Here is a 14,183-nt window from a genome sequence, read left to right as displayed (position 1 = left end):
GCCCTCAGTGCGAAGCTGCTTCCGCCACGTCGACAGACGCGGGGATCGCAGCATGATATTCAGTAACCAGCGCCTCGACCGAGGGGCCGATGATGTCGGTCACCAGGGACGGGTAGACACCCAGAAGCAGCGTCATCACAACCAGCGGTGCAAAGATGACCCGTTCACGGATGTCCATATCGGTGATCGACTTCAGCGCTTCCTTGACCAGATCGCCAAACACGACGCGACGATAGAGGTAGAGCGCATATGCCGCCGAGAAGATCACGCCCGAGGTGGCGACCGCGGCAACCCAGGTGTTCACCTGGAAGATGCCCATCAGCGTCAGGAATTCGCCGATGAACCCGCTGGTGCCGGGCAGACCCACGTTCGCCATGGTGAAGAACATGAAGATCAGCGCATAGGCGGGCATGCGGATGACAAGGCCACCATAAGCGTCAATGTCACGCGTATGCATCCGGTCGTAGATCACGCCGACGCAAAGGAAGAGCGCACCCGAGATGAAGCCGTGCGAGAGCATCTGAAAGATCGCACCGTCAACACCCTGCTGGTTCGCCGCGAATATCCCCATGGTCACATAGCCCATGTGCGCGACCGAGGAGTAGGCGATCAGCTTCTTCATGTCCTGCTGCGCCAGCGCGACGAGCGAGGTGTAGACGATCGCAATCGCCGACATCCACAGAACAAGCGGCGTCATCACGTCGGCGCCAACCGGGAACATCGGCAGGCTGAATCGCAGGAAGCCATAGCCCCCCATCTTCAACAGGATCGCGGCCAGCACGACCGAGCCCGCGGTCGGTGCTTGCACGTGGGCGTCCGGCAGCCAGGTGTGAACCGGCCACATCGGCATCTTCACGGCGAAGCTTGCGAAGAAGGCAAGGAACAGCAGCGTCTGCAGACCTCCGATCACCTGGATACCGGCGACCGAGAGCGTCTCGGACGCGAAGGTGTGATCCATCAGCGCGACGATATCGGTGGTTCCAGCGTCAACATACATCGCCACCATCGCGACCAGCATCAGCACCGAGCCGAGGAAGGTGTAGAGGAAGAACTTGAACGAGGCATAGATGCGATCCTTGCCCCCCCAGATCCCGATGATCAGGAACATCGGGATCAGGCCCGCTTCGAAGAACAGGTAGAACAGCACCAGATCCAGCGCCATGAACACGCCCAGCATGAGCGTTTCCAGCATCAGGAAGGCGATCATGTATTCCTTGGTGCGGTGCTCGACACCCCAGCAGGCAGCAATCGTGACCGGCATCAGGAACGTCGTCAGCATCACGAACAGAACCGAGATGCCGTCAACGCCCATCTTGTAGTGTAGGCCCATGATCCATTCACGGTCCTCGACAAACTGCATGCCGGTGTTCGCCGGATCAAAACCCGCCAGAACAAAAAGCGACACGAGGAACGTGAAGACCGTGGCAAAGAGCGCAACCCATTTGGCGTTGCGCTGCGCCGCCGCATCGTTCCCGCGCAGGAACAGCGCGAGGATCGCCGCGGCGACCGCCGGGATGAAGGTGATGATGGAAAGGAGGTTTTCCATTAGTGAGCGCCCCCCGAGAGCGACATCCAGGTGATCAGGGCGGCGATGCCCAGAACCATGGCGAAAGCGTAGTGGAAGATATAGCCGGATTGCATCCGGTTGATGGCGCGGGTCACAGCCGGGATCAGCCCCATAGCGACGCCGTTCAGCGAACCGTCGATGACCTTGCCGTCACCCTTCTTCCACAGGAAGTTGCCCAGCCAGCGGGCGGGTCCGACAAAGACCGCGTTGTAAAGCTCGTCGAAGTACCACTTGTTCAGCAGGAATTCGTAGAGCGGACGCTGTGCCGCAGCCAGTCGCTTCGGCAGCTGCGGGTTCTTGATATAGAAGACCCAAGCCGTGAAGAAACCGATCAGCATCGCGATGAACGGCGAGACCTTGACCCAGGTCGGCGCTTCATGCGCGGCATGGATCATGTGATTGTCTGCCCCCAGATAGATCGCCCCCTTCGGCGCGGCGGCGGCGGCATGCGCCTCTGCCGGTGCGGCATGGGCGTCAGTCGCGGCAGGTGCGGCGTTATCCTCGGTCGGCGTGGTGGCCGCGTGATCCTCGGTCGCGGCAGGAGCGGCGTGGCCCTCACCTTCCGCAGGGGCCGCGTGTTCACCCTCAGCGGCGGCATGCTCGACAGCCGCCTCCATCCCGAACCAGCTGCGCATCTTCGCCTCGTCCCCGAAGAAGACGTTGTACCACAGCATACCCGAGAAGATCGCGCCAAGGGCCAGCACGCCCAGCGGGATCAACATGACCATCGGGCTTTCATGCGGCTCATGATGCCCATGCCCGTGATCGCCGTGCCCATGATCGTCATGCCCGTGGGCATCGTGGCCATGCGCATGACCATTCGCGCGGCTTTCGCCGTAGAAGGTCAGGAACATCAGGCGCCATGAATAGAAGCTGGTGAAGCAGGCCGCGACGACGAGCAGCCAGAAGGCATATTGCGAGCCAACCCAGGCACTTTCGATCACAGCGTCCTTCGACAGGAAGCCCGCAAAGCCGAAATGGGTCAGCGGGATGCCCACGCCCGTGATGGCCAGCGTGCCGATCATCATCGCCCAGAACGTCACCGGGATCTTCTTGCGCAGGCCACCGTAGTTCCGCATGTCCTGCTCGTGGTGGGTCGCGTGGATCACGGAACCCGCGCCAAGGAACAGCATGGCCTTGAAGAAGGCATGCGTGAACAGGTGGAACATGGCCACCGAATAGACGCCGACACCCGCCGCCACAAACATGTAGCCAAGCTGAGAACAGGTCGAATAGGCGATCACACGCTTGATGTCATTCTGCACCAGCCCCACGGTTGCCGCGAAGAAGGCAGTGGTTGCCCCAAGGACGACGATCATCGTCTTGGCATCCGGCGCATATTCGTAAAGCGGCGACATGCGGCAGACGAGGAACACACCCGCGGTCACCATGGTCGCCGCGTGGATCAGCGCCGACACCGGGGTCGGGCCTTCCATCGCGTCGGGAAGCCAGGTGTGCAGGCCAAGCTGCGCCGATTTGCCCATCGCCCCGATGAAGAGCAGAACCCCGATCAGGTTCGCGGCATTCCATTCGGTCCACAGGAAGCTGAGGTTGGTTTCCGCCAGCGTCGGCGCGGCGGCGAAGACGTCATCCAGCCGGATCGAGTCCGTCAGATAGAACAGCGCAAAGATACCAAGCGCAAAGCCGAAGTCACCCACGCGGTTGACAACAAAGGCCTTCATCGCCGCGGCATTGGCCGAAGGCTTGCGGTAGTAGAAGCTAATCAGCAGGTAGGACGCGACACCCACGCCTTCCCAGCCGAAGAACATCTGGACAAGGTTGTCCGAGGTGACAAGCGTCAGCATGGCAAAGGTGAAGAACGAAAGGTAGGCGAAGAACCGCGCCTTGTAGTGCTCGCCTTCATGCCAGTTTTCGTCATGCGCCATGTAGCCAAAGCTATAGAGGTGCACGAGCGCCGAGACCGAGTTCACCACGACCAGCATGATGGCGGTCAGCCGGTCAAGCCGGATGCCCCAGTCGGTCGAAAGCGCGCCGCTTTCGATCCAGCGCAGAAGAACGATGTGCTGCGTCTCGCCATCGAAACCCAGGAAGATGATCCAGGACAGGAACGCCGCCAGGAAGATCATCGAGGTGGTAAAGACCTGCGCGGCCTTTTCCCCGATGAAGCGCCAGCCGAAGCCGCAGATCAGGGCCCCGACAAGGGGCGCGAGGAGAATGATCGTGGCCATTCGTTCAGCCTTTCATCACGTTGGCGTCTTCGACGTCGATGGTGCCGCGGGTGCGGAAGAAGCTCACCAGGATCGCAAGGCCGATCGCGGCCTCGGCGGCGGCGACGGTCAGCACGAACATGGTGAAGACCTGCCCCGTCAGATCGCCCAGGAAGCTGGAAAAGGCGACGAGGTTGATGTTCACCGACAGAAGCATGAGCTCGATCGACATGAGGATGACGATCACGTTCTTCCTGTTGAGGAAGATGCCGAAGATGCCGATGACGAAGAGTGCCGCCGCCACCATCAGGTAATGTTCAAGTCCCACCATTCTCGTCCCTCCGGGTGTTTGCCCGTTTGTCTTTCATGCGGGGGCATAGGGCCCCGTATCTGTTTCGCGCCTGTTCAGCGCTTTGCGCCCGGACTGTCCGGGTAGAAAATCTTGCAGCCCTGATAGGGGTTAACGCGCATGCGTTTGATAATGTTCGCGTTCAGCACCTCGAGATCACGGGTAAAGCTGATTTCATGCTTGGTCGCAATCGCGGCCACTTCTCCCACGGTGATGTCCTTAGTTAACCCAATCGGGCCATAGGGGGGCTGAATCTGGCGCACAGTACGCCGTCCCGCGCCCATCAACAGTCGTTCCAAACTTTCCGGGATTTTCTTGGACCGACCATCAAGCAAGATAGCTTCCGATGTGGTGCAATCGATGAACAGCAACCTCTCATCATTGGGACAAGAAGCGTCCGGGAGGCCAGAAACCACCTGACCCACTCGTCCCCCCCCGACATCCACGACCGCTTGACCGACATAGCTGACAACCAGGTATTTGCCATTCTCCAACTTGATGCGCCGTCCGTTGTCCCTTCGGATATCGTAAGCAAAGATGTGAAAGGACCCATCAGGGTTATGAGCAAAGTGTTCAGTCACGAAGTCAGAAGGATAGTCAGCGACCTCCACTTCACACACGAAGCTCGCGCTCGCCGGACTTGACGCAAGCAGGGATGCCACGCAAAGCGCGGTCATCACGGCCAGCATTCGCAGCGAACGCAACATTGTTGTCACCCTTTCAACCCTTAGCCCTTACAGCCCCTGCCCCGGCTTCACGTCTTTCAGCTCCATCGCCTTGGCCGGGTCGCGCCACATCTGGTGCAGCACGTTCTGGCGCTTTACGTCCTTGCGGTGGCGCAGCGTCAACACGATGGCGCCGATCATGGCAACCAGCAGCACCAGCCCCGCAGCCTGGAACAGGTAGATGTACTTGTCATAGATCAGCAGGCCGAGCGCCTTGGCATTCTCTACCTCGGCCACATCGGGCGTCACCGACTGGCGCAGGCCAAGCGCGCCATCCGCCTGAACCCATGCAGCATAGGCCATGCCAAACTGCAGGATGATGATCACCCCGATCAGCAGCGCCAGCGGCATGGTGCGTGCCATCTCGCCCTTCAACTCGGCAAAGTCGACGTCCAGCATCATGACGACGAAGAGGAAGAGAACCGCGACCGCGCCCACGTAGACGATGATCAGCAGCATCGCCACGAACTCGGCCCCCAGAAGGACGAAGAGGCCCGCCGAGCTGAGGAAGGCCAGGATCAGCCACAGCACCGAATGCACGGGGTTGCGCGACACGGTGACAAAAAGGCCCGCCGTCACCGTCACCACGGCAAAGCAAAAGAAGGCGATATCCGCAACGCTCATGGCGCTTTCTCCTCGGTTTCCGCAAAGACGGCCTGGGCAAGCTCAAGCGCCTTTTGCATGGCGGGCACGCCGCCGAACATGCTCATCTGCCAGATCACCTCGGCGATCTCGCGTTTGGTGGCCCCCGCCTCAAGCGCATGACGGATCGCAAGCTTCAGCTGCGGTTCGGCATGCGCGCCAAGAACGGTCAGCGCCGCGATGGTGACCAGAAGCCGGGTCTTGGCATCCAGTCCCTCGCGGTTGAAGGTCCGGCCGAACCACATCTCCATCATGTCTTTCGTCATGGTGGGGAAGTAATTCTCGAGGCCTTTCACCGTCAGGCTTTCCAGCGCAGGGTTGAAGGCGCGAACCATTTCCTGGCTCTGCTCCATCATCGTCTTGAAAAGCTTGGCGAAATCCTCGTTCATGACCGTATCCCGCGCCGATTACCGATAAGGGGCATCAAGTTCAAGGTTCCGCGCGATCTCGGCTTCCCAGCGGGCACCGTTATCGAGCAGCTTTTCCTTGGTGTAGTAGAGTTCCTCGCGCGTCTCGGTCGAGAACTCGAAGTTCGGACCCTCGACGATGGCATCGACCGGGCACGCCTCCTGGCAGAAGCCGCAGTAGATGCATTTGGTCATGTCAATGTCGTAGCGCGTGGTGCGGCGGCTGCCGTCCTCCCGCGGTTCGGCATCGATGGTGATGGCCTGCGCCGGACAGATCGCCTCGCAGAGCTTGCAGGCGATGCAGCGTTCCTCACCGTTCGGATAGCGGCGCAGCGCATGTTCACCGCGGAAGCGGGGCGAGAGCGGCCCCTTTTCATGCGGATAGTTCAGCGTCGCCTTGGGGGCGAAGAAGTACTTCAGCCCCAGACCGAAACCCTTGATGAAGTCGACCAGCAGAAAGTACTTGGCCGCCCGGTTGAAGTCGATTGCGCGTTGTTGGCCCATTTCAGCCCCCGATCGCCCAGCGAGCCCAGAAGCCGCCGAGAACTTCGAATTTTGCAAGGAACGCCACGATCACCACCCAGGCGAGCGACAGCGGCAGGAAGACTTTCCAGCCGATCCGCATCAGCTGGTCGTAGCGATAGCGCGGCACGATCGCCTTCACCATGGCGAACATGAAGAAGAAGAACGCCATCTTGCCCACCATCCACAGCGGACCGTCCGGCAGTCCCGGAATGGGCGAGAGCCAGCCGCCAAAGAACAGCAGCGAGATCAGCGCGCACATCAGGAAGATCGCGATGTATTCGCCGGCCATGAACAACAGGAACGGCGTTGCCGAGTATTCCACCTGATAGCCGGCCACCAGTTCCGATTCCGCCTCAGGCAGGTCAAAGGGCGGGCGGTTGGTCTCAGCCAGCGCCGAGATGAAGAACAGCGCCACCATCGGCAGGTGCGGCAGCCAGTACCAGCCAAAGAGGCCCCAGCCGGTATCCTGCGCCGCGACGATGTTGGAGAAGTTCATCGAGCCGGTAGAGATGATGATCCCGATGATGATCAGGCCCAGCGACACCTCGTACGAGATCATCTGCGCGGCCGAGCGCAGCGAGCCGAGGAACGGGTATTTGGAGTTCGACGCCCACCCCCCCATGATCACGCCATAGACCTCAAGCGAGGAGATCGCGAAGACATAGAGGATGGCCACGTTGATATCGGCCAGAACCCAGCCCTCGTTGAACGGGATCACCGCCCAGGCGATCATCGCCAGCACGAAGGACAGCATCGGCGCCAGGAAGAACACGGCCCGGTCGGCACCCGCCGGGACCACGACTTCCTTCACCACATATTTCAGGGCGTCCGCCACCGATTGCAGCAGGCCAAAGGCCCCCACCACGTTCGGCCCGCGCCGCATCTGCACGGCCGCCCAGATCTTGCGGTCGCCGTAGACGAGGAACAGAAGCGAGATCATCACGAAGGCGATGACCAGAAGACTCTGCGCCGCGATCAGCAGCGCCGTCCCCAGTCCCGTTTGAAGAAATTCAGCCATTTTGCCTCTGGTCCCTCAGCCCAAGTCTCGTTCGTTCATACCGTCGGAATTTCAAGTTTTCGGCACTCTGCCAGGGTTTCCCCGGCTGTGATGACCTTGATTCCGCGGGGCAGATCGGCCGAGATCATGAAGACCGCGTCGCCGTTCCACCTGTTCATGTTGCGCACCACATTGGTGCGGATGTGTCGTGCGTAGCCATAGCCGCGGATCTGCGCATACTGGGCCACGGCGCAGCGCGCATAGGCCTCCAGATCCTCGACACGGCCACCGGTAATTCCAAGGCGAAAGCTGACCAGATCGTCGTCCAGAAGAATGGTCTGGATCCCGTCATAGCTTTTGACCACCGGCACGGTCTCTTCCGGCTCTGCCGTCGCCTCAGTTGTCTGGGCCGCCACACCGCCTGCAAAGCCCACCAGCACCGCCGAAGCGGTGATGGAGAGCGCTGCAAGGAGGGTGGCTGACGTCATGGTTTACTCCGCCGCCATCGGGGTCGACGCGCGCGCGACCGCCATGGCCTGCAACTCGCCCATCAGGGCCGAGGCCCGTGCAATCGGGTTGGTCAGGTAGAAGTCCTTGATCGCAAGGCCGAAAGGCGCGTTGCCGAGGTTGGCGCGCGGCAGCGCCGCACCCTCATTCGCGGCCACCTGATCGATGCGCCCCAGGTGCGGATGCACGGTGATGATCGAGCGGCGCAGTTCGGCCAGGCTATCCCAGGCCAGTGTGGAGCCCAGTTCAGCCGACAGCGCGCGCAGGACAGCCCAGTTCTCTTTCGCCTCGCCCGGTGCAAAGCCCGCGCGCAGTGCAAGCTGCGGACGGCCCTCGGTGTTCACGAACAGGCCGTTCTCCTCGGTGTAGGCAGCACCCGGCAGAATGATGTCGGCGCGATGCGCCCCACGGTCGCCATGGCTGCCCTGGTAGATCACGAAGGCACCTGCATCGATGTCGACCTCGTCGGCACCGAGGTTATAGATGACCTCTGCCCCTTCGGTCGCGGCCTTGAGGCCACCTTGCGTGGTGCAGCCGACGTCCATCGCCCCCACACGGCCCGCAGCGGTGTGCAGAACCAGCAGCTTGGCGCCAGCGCCCGTTGCATAGGCCATTGCCTGCGACAGCACCGCCTCACCATCGGCACCGAGCAGGGCACCCTGCCCCACGATGACCAGAGTGTCGGGCTTCTCAGTGACGCGGTCGACCAGATTGACCAGCGCGGCACGGTCGCTGCCCATGTGTTTATAGTCATAGGTCAGATCGACCTGTTCGCCGATCAGGCCGATGGTCGCGCCGCGGCTCCATGCCTTGCGCAGACGGGCATTCAGCACCGGCGCCTCGGTGCGCGGGTTGGTGCCGATCAGCAGGATGGTCTTGGCGGTGTCGATGTCCTCGATGGTGGCCGTTCCGACATAGGCCGCACGGTTGCCCGCAGGCAGCTTCGCGCCATCCACACGGCACTCGACAGTGCCGCCCAGCGACTCAACCAGCGTCTTGAGGCTGTAGGCCGCCTCGACCGGCACCAGATCGCCGACAAGACCAGTTACCTTCTTGCCCTTCATCGCGGCGGCAGCCGCCGACAGCGCCTCGGCCCAGCTGGCTTTGCGCAGCCGGCCATTCTCGCGGATATAGGGCGTGTCAAGGCGCTGGCGGCGCAGGCCGTCCCAGATGAAGCGCGACTTGTCGCTCAGCCATTCCTCGTTCACGCCATCATGGTTGCGCGGCACGATCCGCATGACCTCGCGCCCCTTGGTGTCGACACGGATGTTCGAGCCGAGCGCGTCCATCACGTCGATGCTTTCGGTCTTGGTCAGCTCCCACGGACGGGCGGTAAAGGCATAAGGTTTGGACGTCAGCGCCCCAACCGGGCACAGGTCGATGATGTTGCCCTGAAGGTTCGAGTCCAGCGTCATGTTCAGATACGAGGTGATCTCGCTATCCTCACCGCGCCCGGTCTGGCCCATCTGGGTGATGCCCGCGACCTCGGTCGTGAAACGCACGCAGCGGGTGCAGCTGATGCAGCGGGTCATCTCGGTCTTGACCAGCGGGCCGAGGTTCAGGTTCTCGGAGGCGCGCTTCGGCTCGCGGTAGCGGCTGAAATCCACGCCATAGGCCATCGCCTGATCCTGCAGGTCACATTCGCCGCCCTGGTCACAGATCGGGCAGTCGAGCGGGTGGTTGATGAGCAGGAACTCCATCACCCCCTCACGCGCCTTCTTGACCATCGGCGAGTTGGTCTTGACGACCGGCGGTTGTCCCTCCGGGCCGGGGCGCAGGTCGCGCACCTGCATGGCGCAGCTTGCGGCGGGCTTGGGCGGGCCGCCCACAACCTCGACAAGACACATCCGGCAGTTGCCCGCGATCGACAGACGCTCATGATAGCAGAACCGCGGGATCTCGATCCCGGCGACTTCGGCTGCCTGGATGATCGTCATCGCGCCGTCGACTTCGACCTCGATGCCGTCGATGATGATTTTCTTGAGGTTGCTCATCAGCTTACTCCGCCGAACTGCGGGTGAGATCCCGCGCCGTCATCTGTTGGAAAGGGGTCATGCACAGCCCCCCTCGAAAATCCACTCATTCCCGGCAAACCGGCCCAGGGCCTGCGGCTGGAACCGGCCGCGCGCCTGATCGCAGGCACGTTGCGCCACATCCTTGGCGCGCTTGCCCTGATCATAGGCCAGGGGCGCAACCCGGATGGTGCGTCCTGCCACCGTTTGCGCACCGGCCCCTGTCAAAGCCTGACCGAAAGCGCCGGGGGTAACGATCGCCTGATAGCTCACGCCCTCCACCGTGACCGGAAAGGCCGCGGTCTCTGCCGCCACTTCCGGCGCACGCGCAGGCGCTGCGGCACAGGCCGAAAGGCCCGTCGCTACACCCGCAAGGAAGAGCGCGTCCAGCTTCATCTTATTCAGCCGCCATCGCGCCCATGCGCCCGGTGCGCTTGGCCTTGATGCGGTCCTCGATCTCTTCACGATAGTGCCGGATCAGGCCCTGGATCGGCCATGCAGCCGCGTCGCCAAGGGCGCAGATCGTGTGGCCTTCGACCTGTTTGGTCACGCTCAGCAGCAGGTCGATCTCTTCGACCTCGGCCTCGCCCCGCACCAGACGGTCCATCACACGCATCATCCAGCCGGTGCCCTCGCGGCAGGGCGTGCACTGGCCGCAGCTTTCATGCTTGAAGAACTTCGACAGCCGCCAGATCGCCTTGATGATATCGGTGTTCTGATCCATCACGATCATGCAGGCGGTCCCGAACGAGGATTGCAGCGCGCGCATCCCGTCATAGTCCATGATCGCGTCTTCGCACTTGTCCGCCGGGATTACTGGGCAGCTTGCCCCGCCGGGGATGACGGCCTTGAGGTTCTTCCAGCCGCCACGCACACCACCGCCGTGCTTCTCGATCAGCTCTTTCATCGGGATCGACATCGACTCTTCGATCACGCAGGGCGTGTTCACATGGCCCGACATGGCAAACAGCTTGACGCCCGCGTTGTTCGGGCGGCCGAAGCCAGCAAACCACGCGGCGCCACGGCGCAGGATGGTGGGGGCCACAGCGATAGATTCCACGTTGTTCACCGTGGTGGGGCAGCCGTAGAGGCCCGAGCCCGCCGGGAACGGCGGCTTCATCCGGGGCATGCCCTTCTTGCCTTCAAGGCTTTCCAGCAGCGCGGTTTCCTCGCCGCAGATATAGGCGCCGGCCCCGTGGTGCAGGTAGACGTCGAAGTCATAGCCCGACTTGCAGGCGTTCTTGCCGATCAGGCCTGCATCATAGGCCTCATCAATGGCGGCCTGCAGGGCTTCTTTCTCGCGGACATATTCGCCACGGATGTAGATATAGGCCGCAACCGCATTCATCGCGAAACCGGCAACCAGACACCCCTCGATCAGGGTATGCGGGTCGTGCCGCATGATCTCGCGGTCCTTGCAGGTGGCAGGTTCGGATTCGTCGGCGTTCACCACCAGATACGAGGGGCGACCATCCGACTGCTTGGGCATGAACGACCATTTCATGCCGGTCGGGAAGCCCGCGCCGCCGCGGCCCCGCAGCCCGGAGTCCTTCATGATCTGGATGATCCCGTCGCGGCCAAGCGCCAGAAGATCGGCCGTCTTGTCCCAGTGGCCGCGCTTCATCGCGCCCTTGAGCGAACGGTCATGCATCCCGTAGAGGTTGGTAAAGATCCGGTCCTGATCCTGCAGCATCTTCTGCCCTCAATTCCCCCGGTGCGCGGCCTTGTGCCGCCGCCAGATCTGATATGTGACGACCAGCGCCCAGAAGAACGCGGCCAGTGCGGCGAGGTCCAGCAAAAAGGCATAGCGGGGTTCCCACCCAAGCCTTCCGCCCAGCCATTGCGCCCCCATCCATGCCAGCATGGTTCCCGCGATGATGAACGCGATCAGGCGCGCATCGCGCCTGTTGCGTTCCACATCGGGGTTGGAAGCGGTCATGCCCTGCCCTCAGTAATCGTTGGTCTTGGCGCGTTCGAGGAAGATCTCGAGGCCCTGTTCGACGATGATTTTCGCCTGAGCGACCCATTTGTCACGGGTCACGCGGCCCTTGAAGCCCTTGAGGTTGCCATCCATCCAGGCGATCTCGTCAGCGCCCCAGCCAGCGATCTGGTCGTAATGGAAGATGCCAAGCTCATGGCACAGTTTTTCCAGTGCGGGGCCGATGCCTTCGATCTTCTTCAGGTCATCCGCCTTGCCGTCGCGGGCAGCACCAAGGGCTGCGGGCTTCTTGCCCTCGGCCGGCAGATCGGCAACGGCGGCTGGCTTGGGCTCGGCCTTTTTGGGCGCGGCAGCCTTTGCCTCGGGCACGCTGTCGGCAAGCTTTGCCCCTGCGGTATTGCCGCGCCAGGGCGTGATCAGCGGAACCTCGGTTCCATCGATGCGCTTGACGGTGTCGCGGATATCCACCGCGCGCTGCACCGAGGCATTGTATTGCGTCCGGCCCGATTCAAAGTCCTTGAGCGAGGTCAACCCATTCAGCGGCTCGGACGAATAGCGCCCGATCTGCGAGCCCGGAACCGGCACCTCACCTGCCGAAAACTTTGCGATCATCTCGCGCAGACGCTCGGGGCTCAGGTCCTCGTAGTAATCCTTGCCGATCTGGGCCATCGGCGCGTTGGCGCAGGCCCCAAGGCATTCGACTTCCTCCCAGCTGAACTTGCCATCGGCCGACAGGGTATGCGGCGCGGGCGCGATCAACTCCTTGCAGACGGCGATCAGATCCTCGGCGCCGCAGATCATGCAGCTCGTGGTGCCGCAGATCTGGATATGCGCAACAGTACCAACCGGTTGCAGCTGGAACATGAAGTAGAAGGTCGCCACCTCCAGCGCGCGGATATGCGCCATGCCCAGCATATCGGCCACATGCTCGATGGCGGGGCGGGTCAGCCAGCCTTCCTGTTCTTGTGCGCGAAACAGAAGCGGGATGATCGCGCTGGCCTGACGACCTTCGGGATATTTGGAGATCTGCCCTTCGGCCCAGGCGAGGTTCGCAGGCGTGAAGGCGAAAGAGGCGGGTTGTTCCTTGTGAAGGCGGCGCAGCATTAGCGGTCGATCTCCCCGAACACGACGTCCATCGTGCCGATGATGGCGGCCACATCGGCCAGCTGGTGGCCCTTGGCGATGTAGTCCATGGATTGCAGGTGCAGGAACCCCGGCGCGCGCAGCTTGGCGCGGTAGGGCTTGTTGGTGCCATCGGCGACCATGTAGACGCCGAACTCCCCCTTGGGCGCCTCGACAGCGGCGTAAACTTCGCCGGCCGGAACGTGGAAGCCTTCGGTATAAAGCTTGAAGTGATGGATCAGCGCTTCCATCGAGGTCTTCATGTCGGCGCGCTTGGGCGGGGTCAGCTTGCCACGGGCCAGAACGTCGCCCTTGCCCTCGGGCGCGCGCAGCTTGGCGATCGCCTGGTGGATGATCTTCACGCTTTCGCGCATTTCCTGCATGCGGCACAGGTAGCGATCATAGCAGTCGCCATTCTTTCCGACAGGGATCAGGAAGTCGAATTCATCATAGCATTCATAGGGTTGTGCGCGCCGCAGGTCCCAGGCCAGACCCGATCCGCGCACCATCACGCCCGAATAGCCCCATTTCTGGATGTCATCCTCGGTCACGACGCCAATATCGGCGTTGCGCTGCTTGAAGATACGGTTTTCGGTCAGCAGACCATCGATATCGTCAAGCACCTTGGGGAAGGCATGCGCCCATTCCTCGATATCATCGATCAGCGCTGGCGGCAGGTCCTGATGGACACCGCCCGGACGGAAATAGGCCGCGTGAAGCCGCGCGCCGCAGGCCCGCTCATAGAAGACCATCAGCTTTTCGCGCTCTTCAAAACCCCACAGCGGCGGGGTCAGCGCGCCCACGTCCATCGCCTGCGTCGTGACGTTCAGCAGGTGGTTCAGAATGCGACCGATTTCCGAATAAAGGACGCGGATCAGGCTCGCGCGACGCGGAACGACGGTGCCGGTCAGCTTTTCGATCGCCAGACACCAGGCATGTTCCTGGTTCATTGGCGCCACATAGTCCAACCGGTCAAGATAAGGCAGGTTCTGCAGGTACGTCCGGCTCTCCATCAGCTTCTCGGTCCCGCGATGCAGCAGGCCGATATGCGGGTCGCAGCGTTCGACGATCTCGCCGTCAAGCTCCAGCACAAGGCGCAACACGCCGTGCGCTGCGGGGTGCTGCGGGCCGAAGTTGATGTTGAAATTGCGGATCTGCTGTTCGCCGGTCGCCGCGTCGCGGCTGCCGTCATCATAGGTGTTCACGCGGATGTCGCCGTCCAT

General features: G+C 62.1%; 15 protein-coding genes. All 15 read right to left on the bottom strand.

Features of this window, described 5'->3' with window-relative positions:
• Positions 1–4 precede the first annotated feature (4 nt).
• The gene (locus tag FQU74_RS05330; protein WP_146285381.1) at positions 5–1,546 is read right to left on the bottom strand and encodes an NADH-quinone oxidoreductase subunit M; all 1,542 of its coding nucleotides are present in this window, start codon (positions 1,544–1,546) and stop codon (positions 5–7) included.
• Complete coding sequence (gene nuoL, locus FQU74_RS05325) at positions 1,546–3,756, bottom strand: NADH-quinone oxidoreductase subunit L (protein ID WP_146285380.1); 2,211 nt, start codon at positions 3,754–3,756, stop codon at positions 1,546–1,548. Before nuoL ends, FQU74_RS05330 begins: the two co-directional genes overlap by 1 nt.
• A 4-nt stretch (positions 3,757–3,760) precedes the next feature.
• Entirely contained in the window at positions 3,761–4,066 is a 306-nt protein-coding gene (gene nuoK / locus FQU74_RS05320) for an NADH-quinone oxidoreductase subunit NuoK (RefSeq protein WP_146285379.1), read from the bottom strand.
• Between the two features lie 74 nt (positions 4,067–4,140).
• A complete protein-coding gene (locus FQU74_RS05315; protein ID WP_146285378.1) occupies positions 4,141–4,791 on the bottom strand; it encodes a hypothetical protein in 651 nt (216 codons plus the stop codon).
• 27 nt (positions 4,792–4,818) lie between these two features.
• On the bottom strand, positions 4,819–5,433 hold the full coding sequence (locus FQU74_RS05310; RefSeq protein ID WP_146285377.1) for an NADH-quinone oxidoreductase subunit J: 615 nt from the start codon (positions 5,431–5,433) through the stop codon (positions 4,819–4,821).
• A complete protein-coding gene (locus FQU74_RS05305; RefSeq protein ID WP_146285376.1) occupies positions 5,430–5,840 on the bottom strand; it encodes a carboxymuconolactone decarboxylase family protein in 411 nt (136 codons plus the stop codon). The genes FQU74_RS05310 and FQU74_RS05305 overlap by 4 nt, the downstream gene beginning before the upstream one ends.
• An 18-nt stretch (positions 5,841–5,858) precedes the next feature.
• Positions 5,859–6,362 carry an NADH-quinone oxidoreductase subunit NuoI gene (gene nuoI / locus FQU74_RS05300; protein WP_146285375.1) on the bottom strand — a complete coding sequence of 168 codons (504 nt, stop codon included), beginning with the start codon at positions 6,360–6,362 and terminating at the stop codon, positions 5,859–5,861.
• Between the two features lies 1 nt (position 6,363).
• Positions 6,364–7,401 carry an NADH-quinone oxidoreductase subunit NuoH gene (gene nuoH, locus FQU74_RS05295; RefSeq protein ID WP_146285374.1) on the bottom strand — a complete coding sequence of 346 codons (1,038 nt, stop codon included), beginning with the start codon at positions 7,399–7,401 and terminating at the stop codon, positions 6,364–6,366.
• A gap of 35 nt (positions 7,402–7,436) precedes the next feature.
• Positions 7,437–7,868 carry a hypothetical protein gene (locus FQU74_RS05290; RefSeq protein ID WP_146285373.1) on the bottom strand — a complete coding sequence of 144 codons (432 nt, stop codon included), beginning with the start codon at positions 7,866–7,868 and terminating at the stop codon, positions 7,437–7,439.
• Positions 7,869–7,871: 3 nt separating this feature from the next.
• Positions 7,872–9,881: an NADH-quinone oxidoreductase subunit NuoG gene (nuoG, locus tag FQU74_RS05285; RefSeq protein WP_146285372.1), complete on the bottom strand. Its 2,010-nt coding sequence runs from the start codon at positions 9,879–9,881 to the stop codon at positions 7,872–7,874.
• Between the two features lie 57 nt (positions 9,882–9,938).
• Positions 9,939–10,295, bottom strand: coding sequence for a hypothetical protein (locus FQU74_RS05280; protein WP_146285371.1), 357 nt, complete (start codon positions 10,293–10,295; stop codon positions 9,939–9,941).
• 1 nt (position 10,296) lies between these two features.
• A complete protein-coding gene (gene nuoF / locus FQU74_RS05275) occupies positions 10,297–11,592 on the bottom strand; it encodes an NADH-quinone oxidoreductase subunit NuoF (RefSeq protein ID WP_146285370.1) in 1,296 nt (431 codons plus the stop codon).
• Positions 11,593–11,601: 9 nt separating this feature from the next.
• On the bottom strand, positions 11,602–11,838 hold the full coding sequence (locus tag FQU74_RS05270; RefSeq protein ID WP_146285369.1) for a DUF5337 family protein: 237 nt from the start codon (positions 11,836–11,838) through the stop codon (positions 11,602–11,604).
• A gap of 9 nt (positions 11,839–11,847) precedes the next feature.
• Complete coding sequence (nuoE, locus tag FQU74_RS05265; protein ID WP_146285368.1) at positions 11,848–12,942, bottom strand: NADH-quinone oxidoreductase subunit NuoE; 1,095 nt, start codon at positions 12,940–12,942, stop codon at positions 11,848–11,850.
• Positions 12,942–14,183, bottom strand: coding sequence for an NADH-quinone oxidoreductase subunit D (locus tag FQU74_RS05260; RefSeq protein WP_146285367.1), 1,242 nt, complete (start codon positions 14,181–14,183; stop codon positions 12,942–12,944). The genes nuoE and FQU74_RS05260 overlap by 1 nt, the downstream gene beginning before the upstream one ends.

Origin of the sequence: Gemmobacter aquaticus (genome assembly GCF_007859075.1) — a bacterium.
GTDB classification, from domain to species: Bacteria; Pseudomonadota; Alphaproteobacteria; order Rhodobacterales; family Rhodobacteraceae; genus Gemmobacter; species Gemmobacter aquaticus.
The sequence above is the reverse complement of the archived record's forward strand: the minus strand, read 5'-3'. Positions and strand labels throughout refer to the sequence as shown.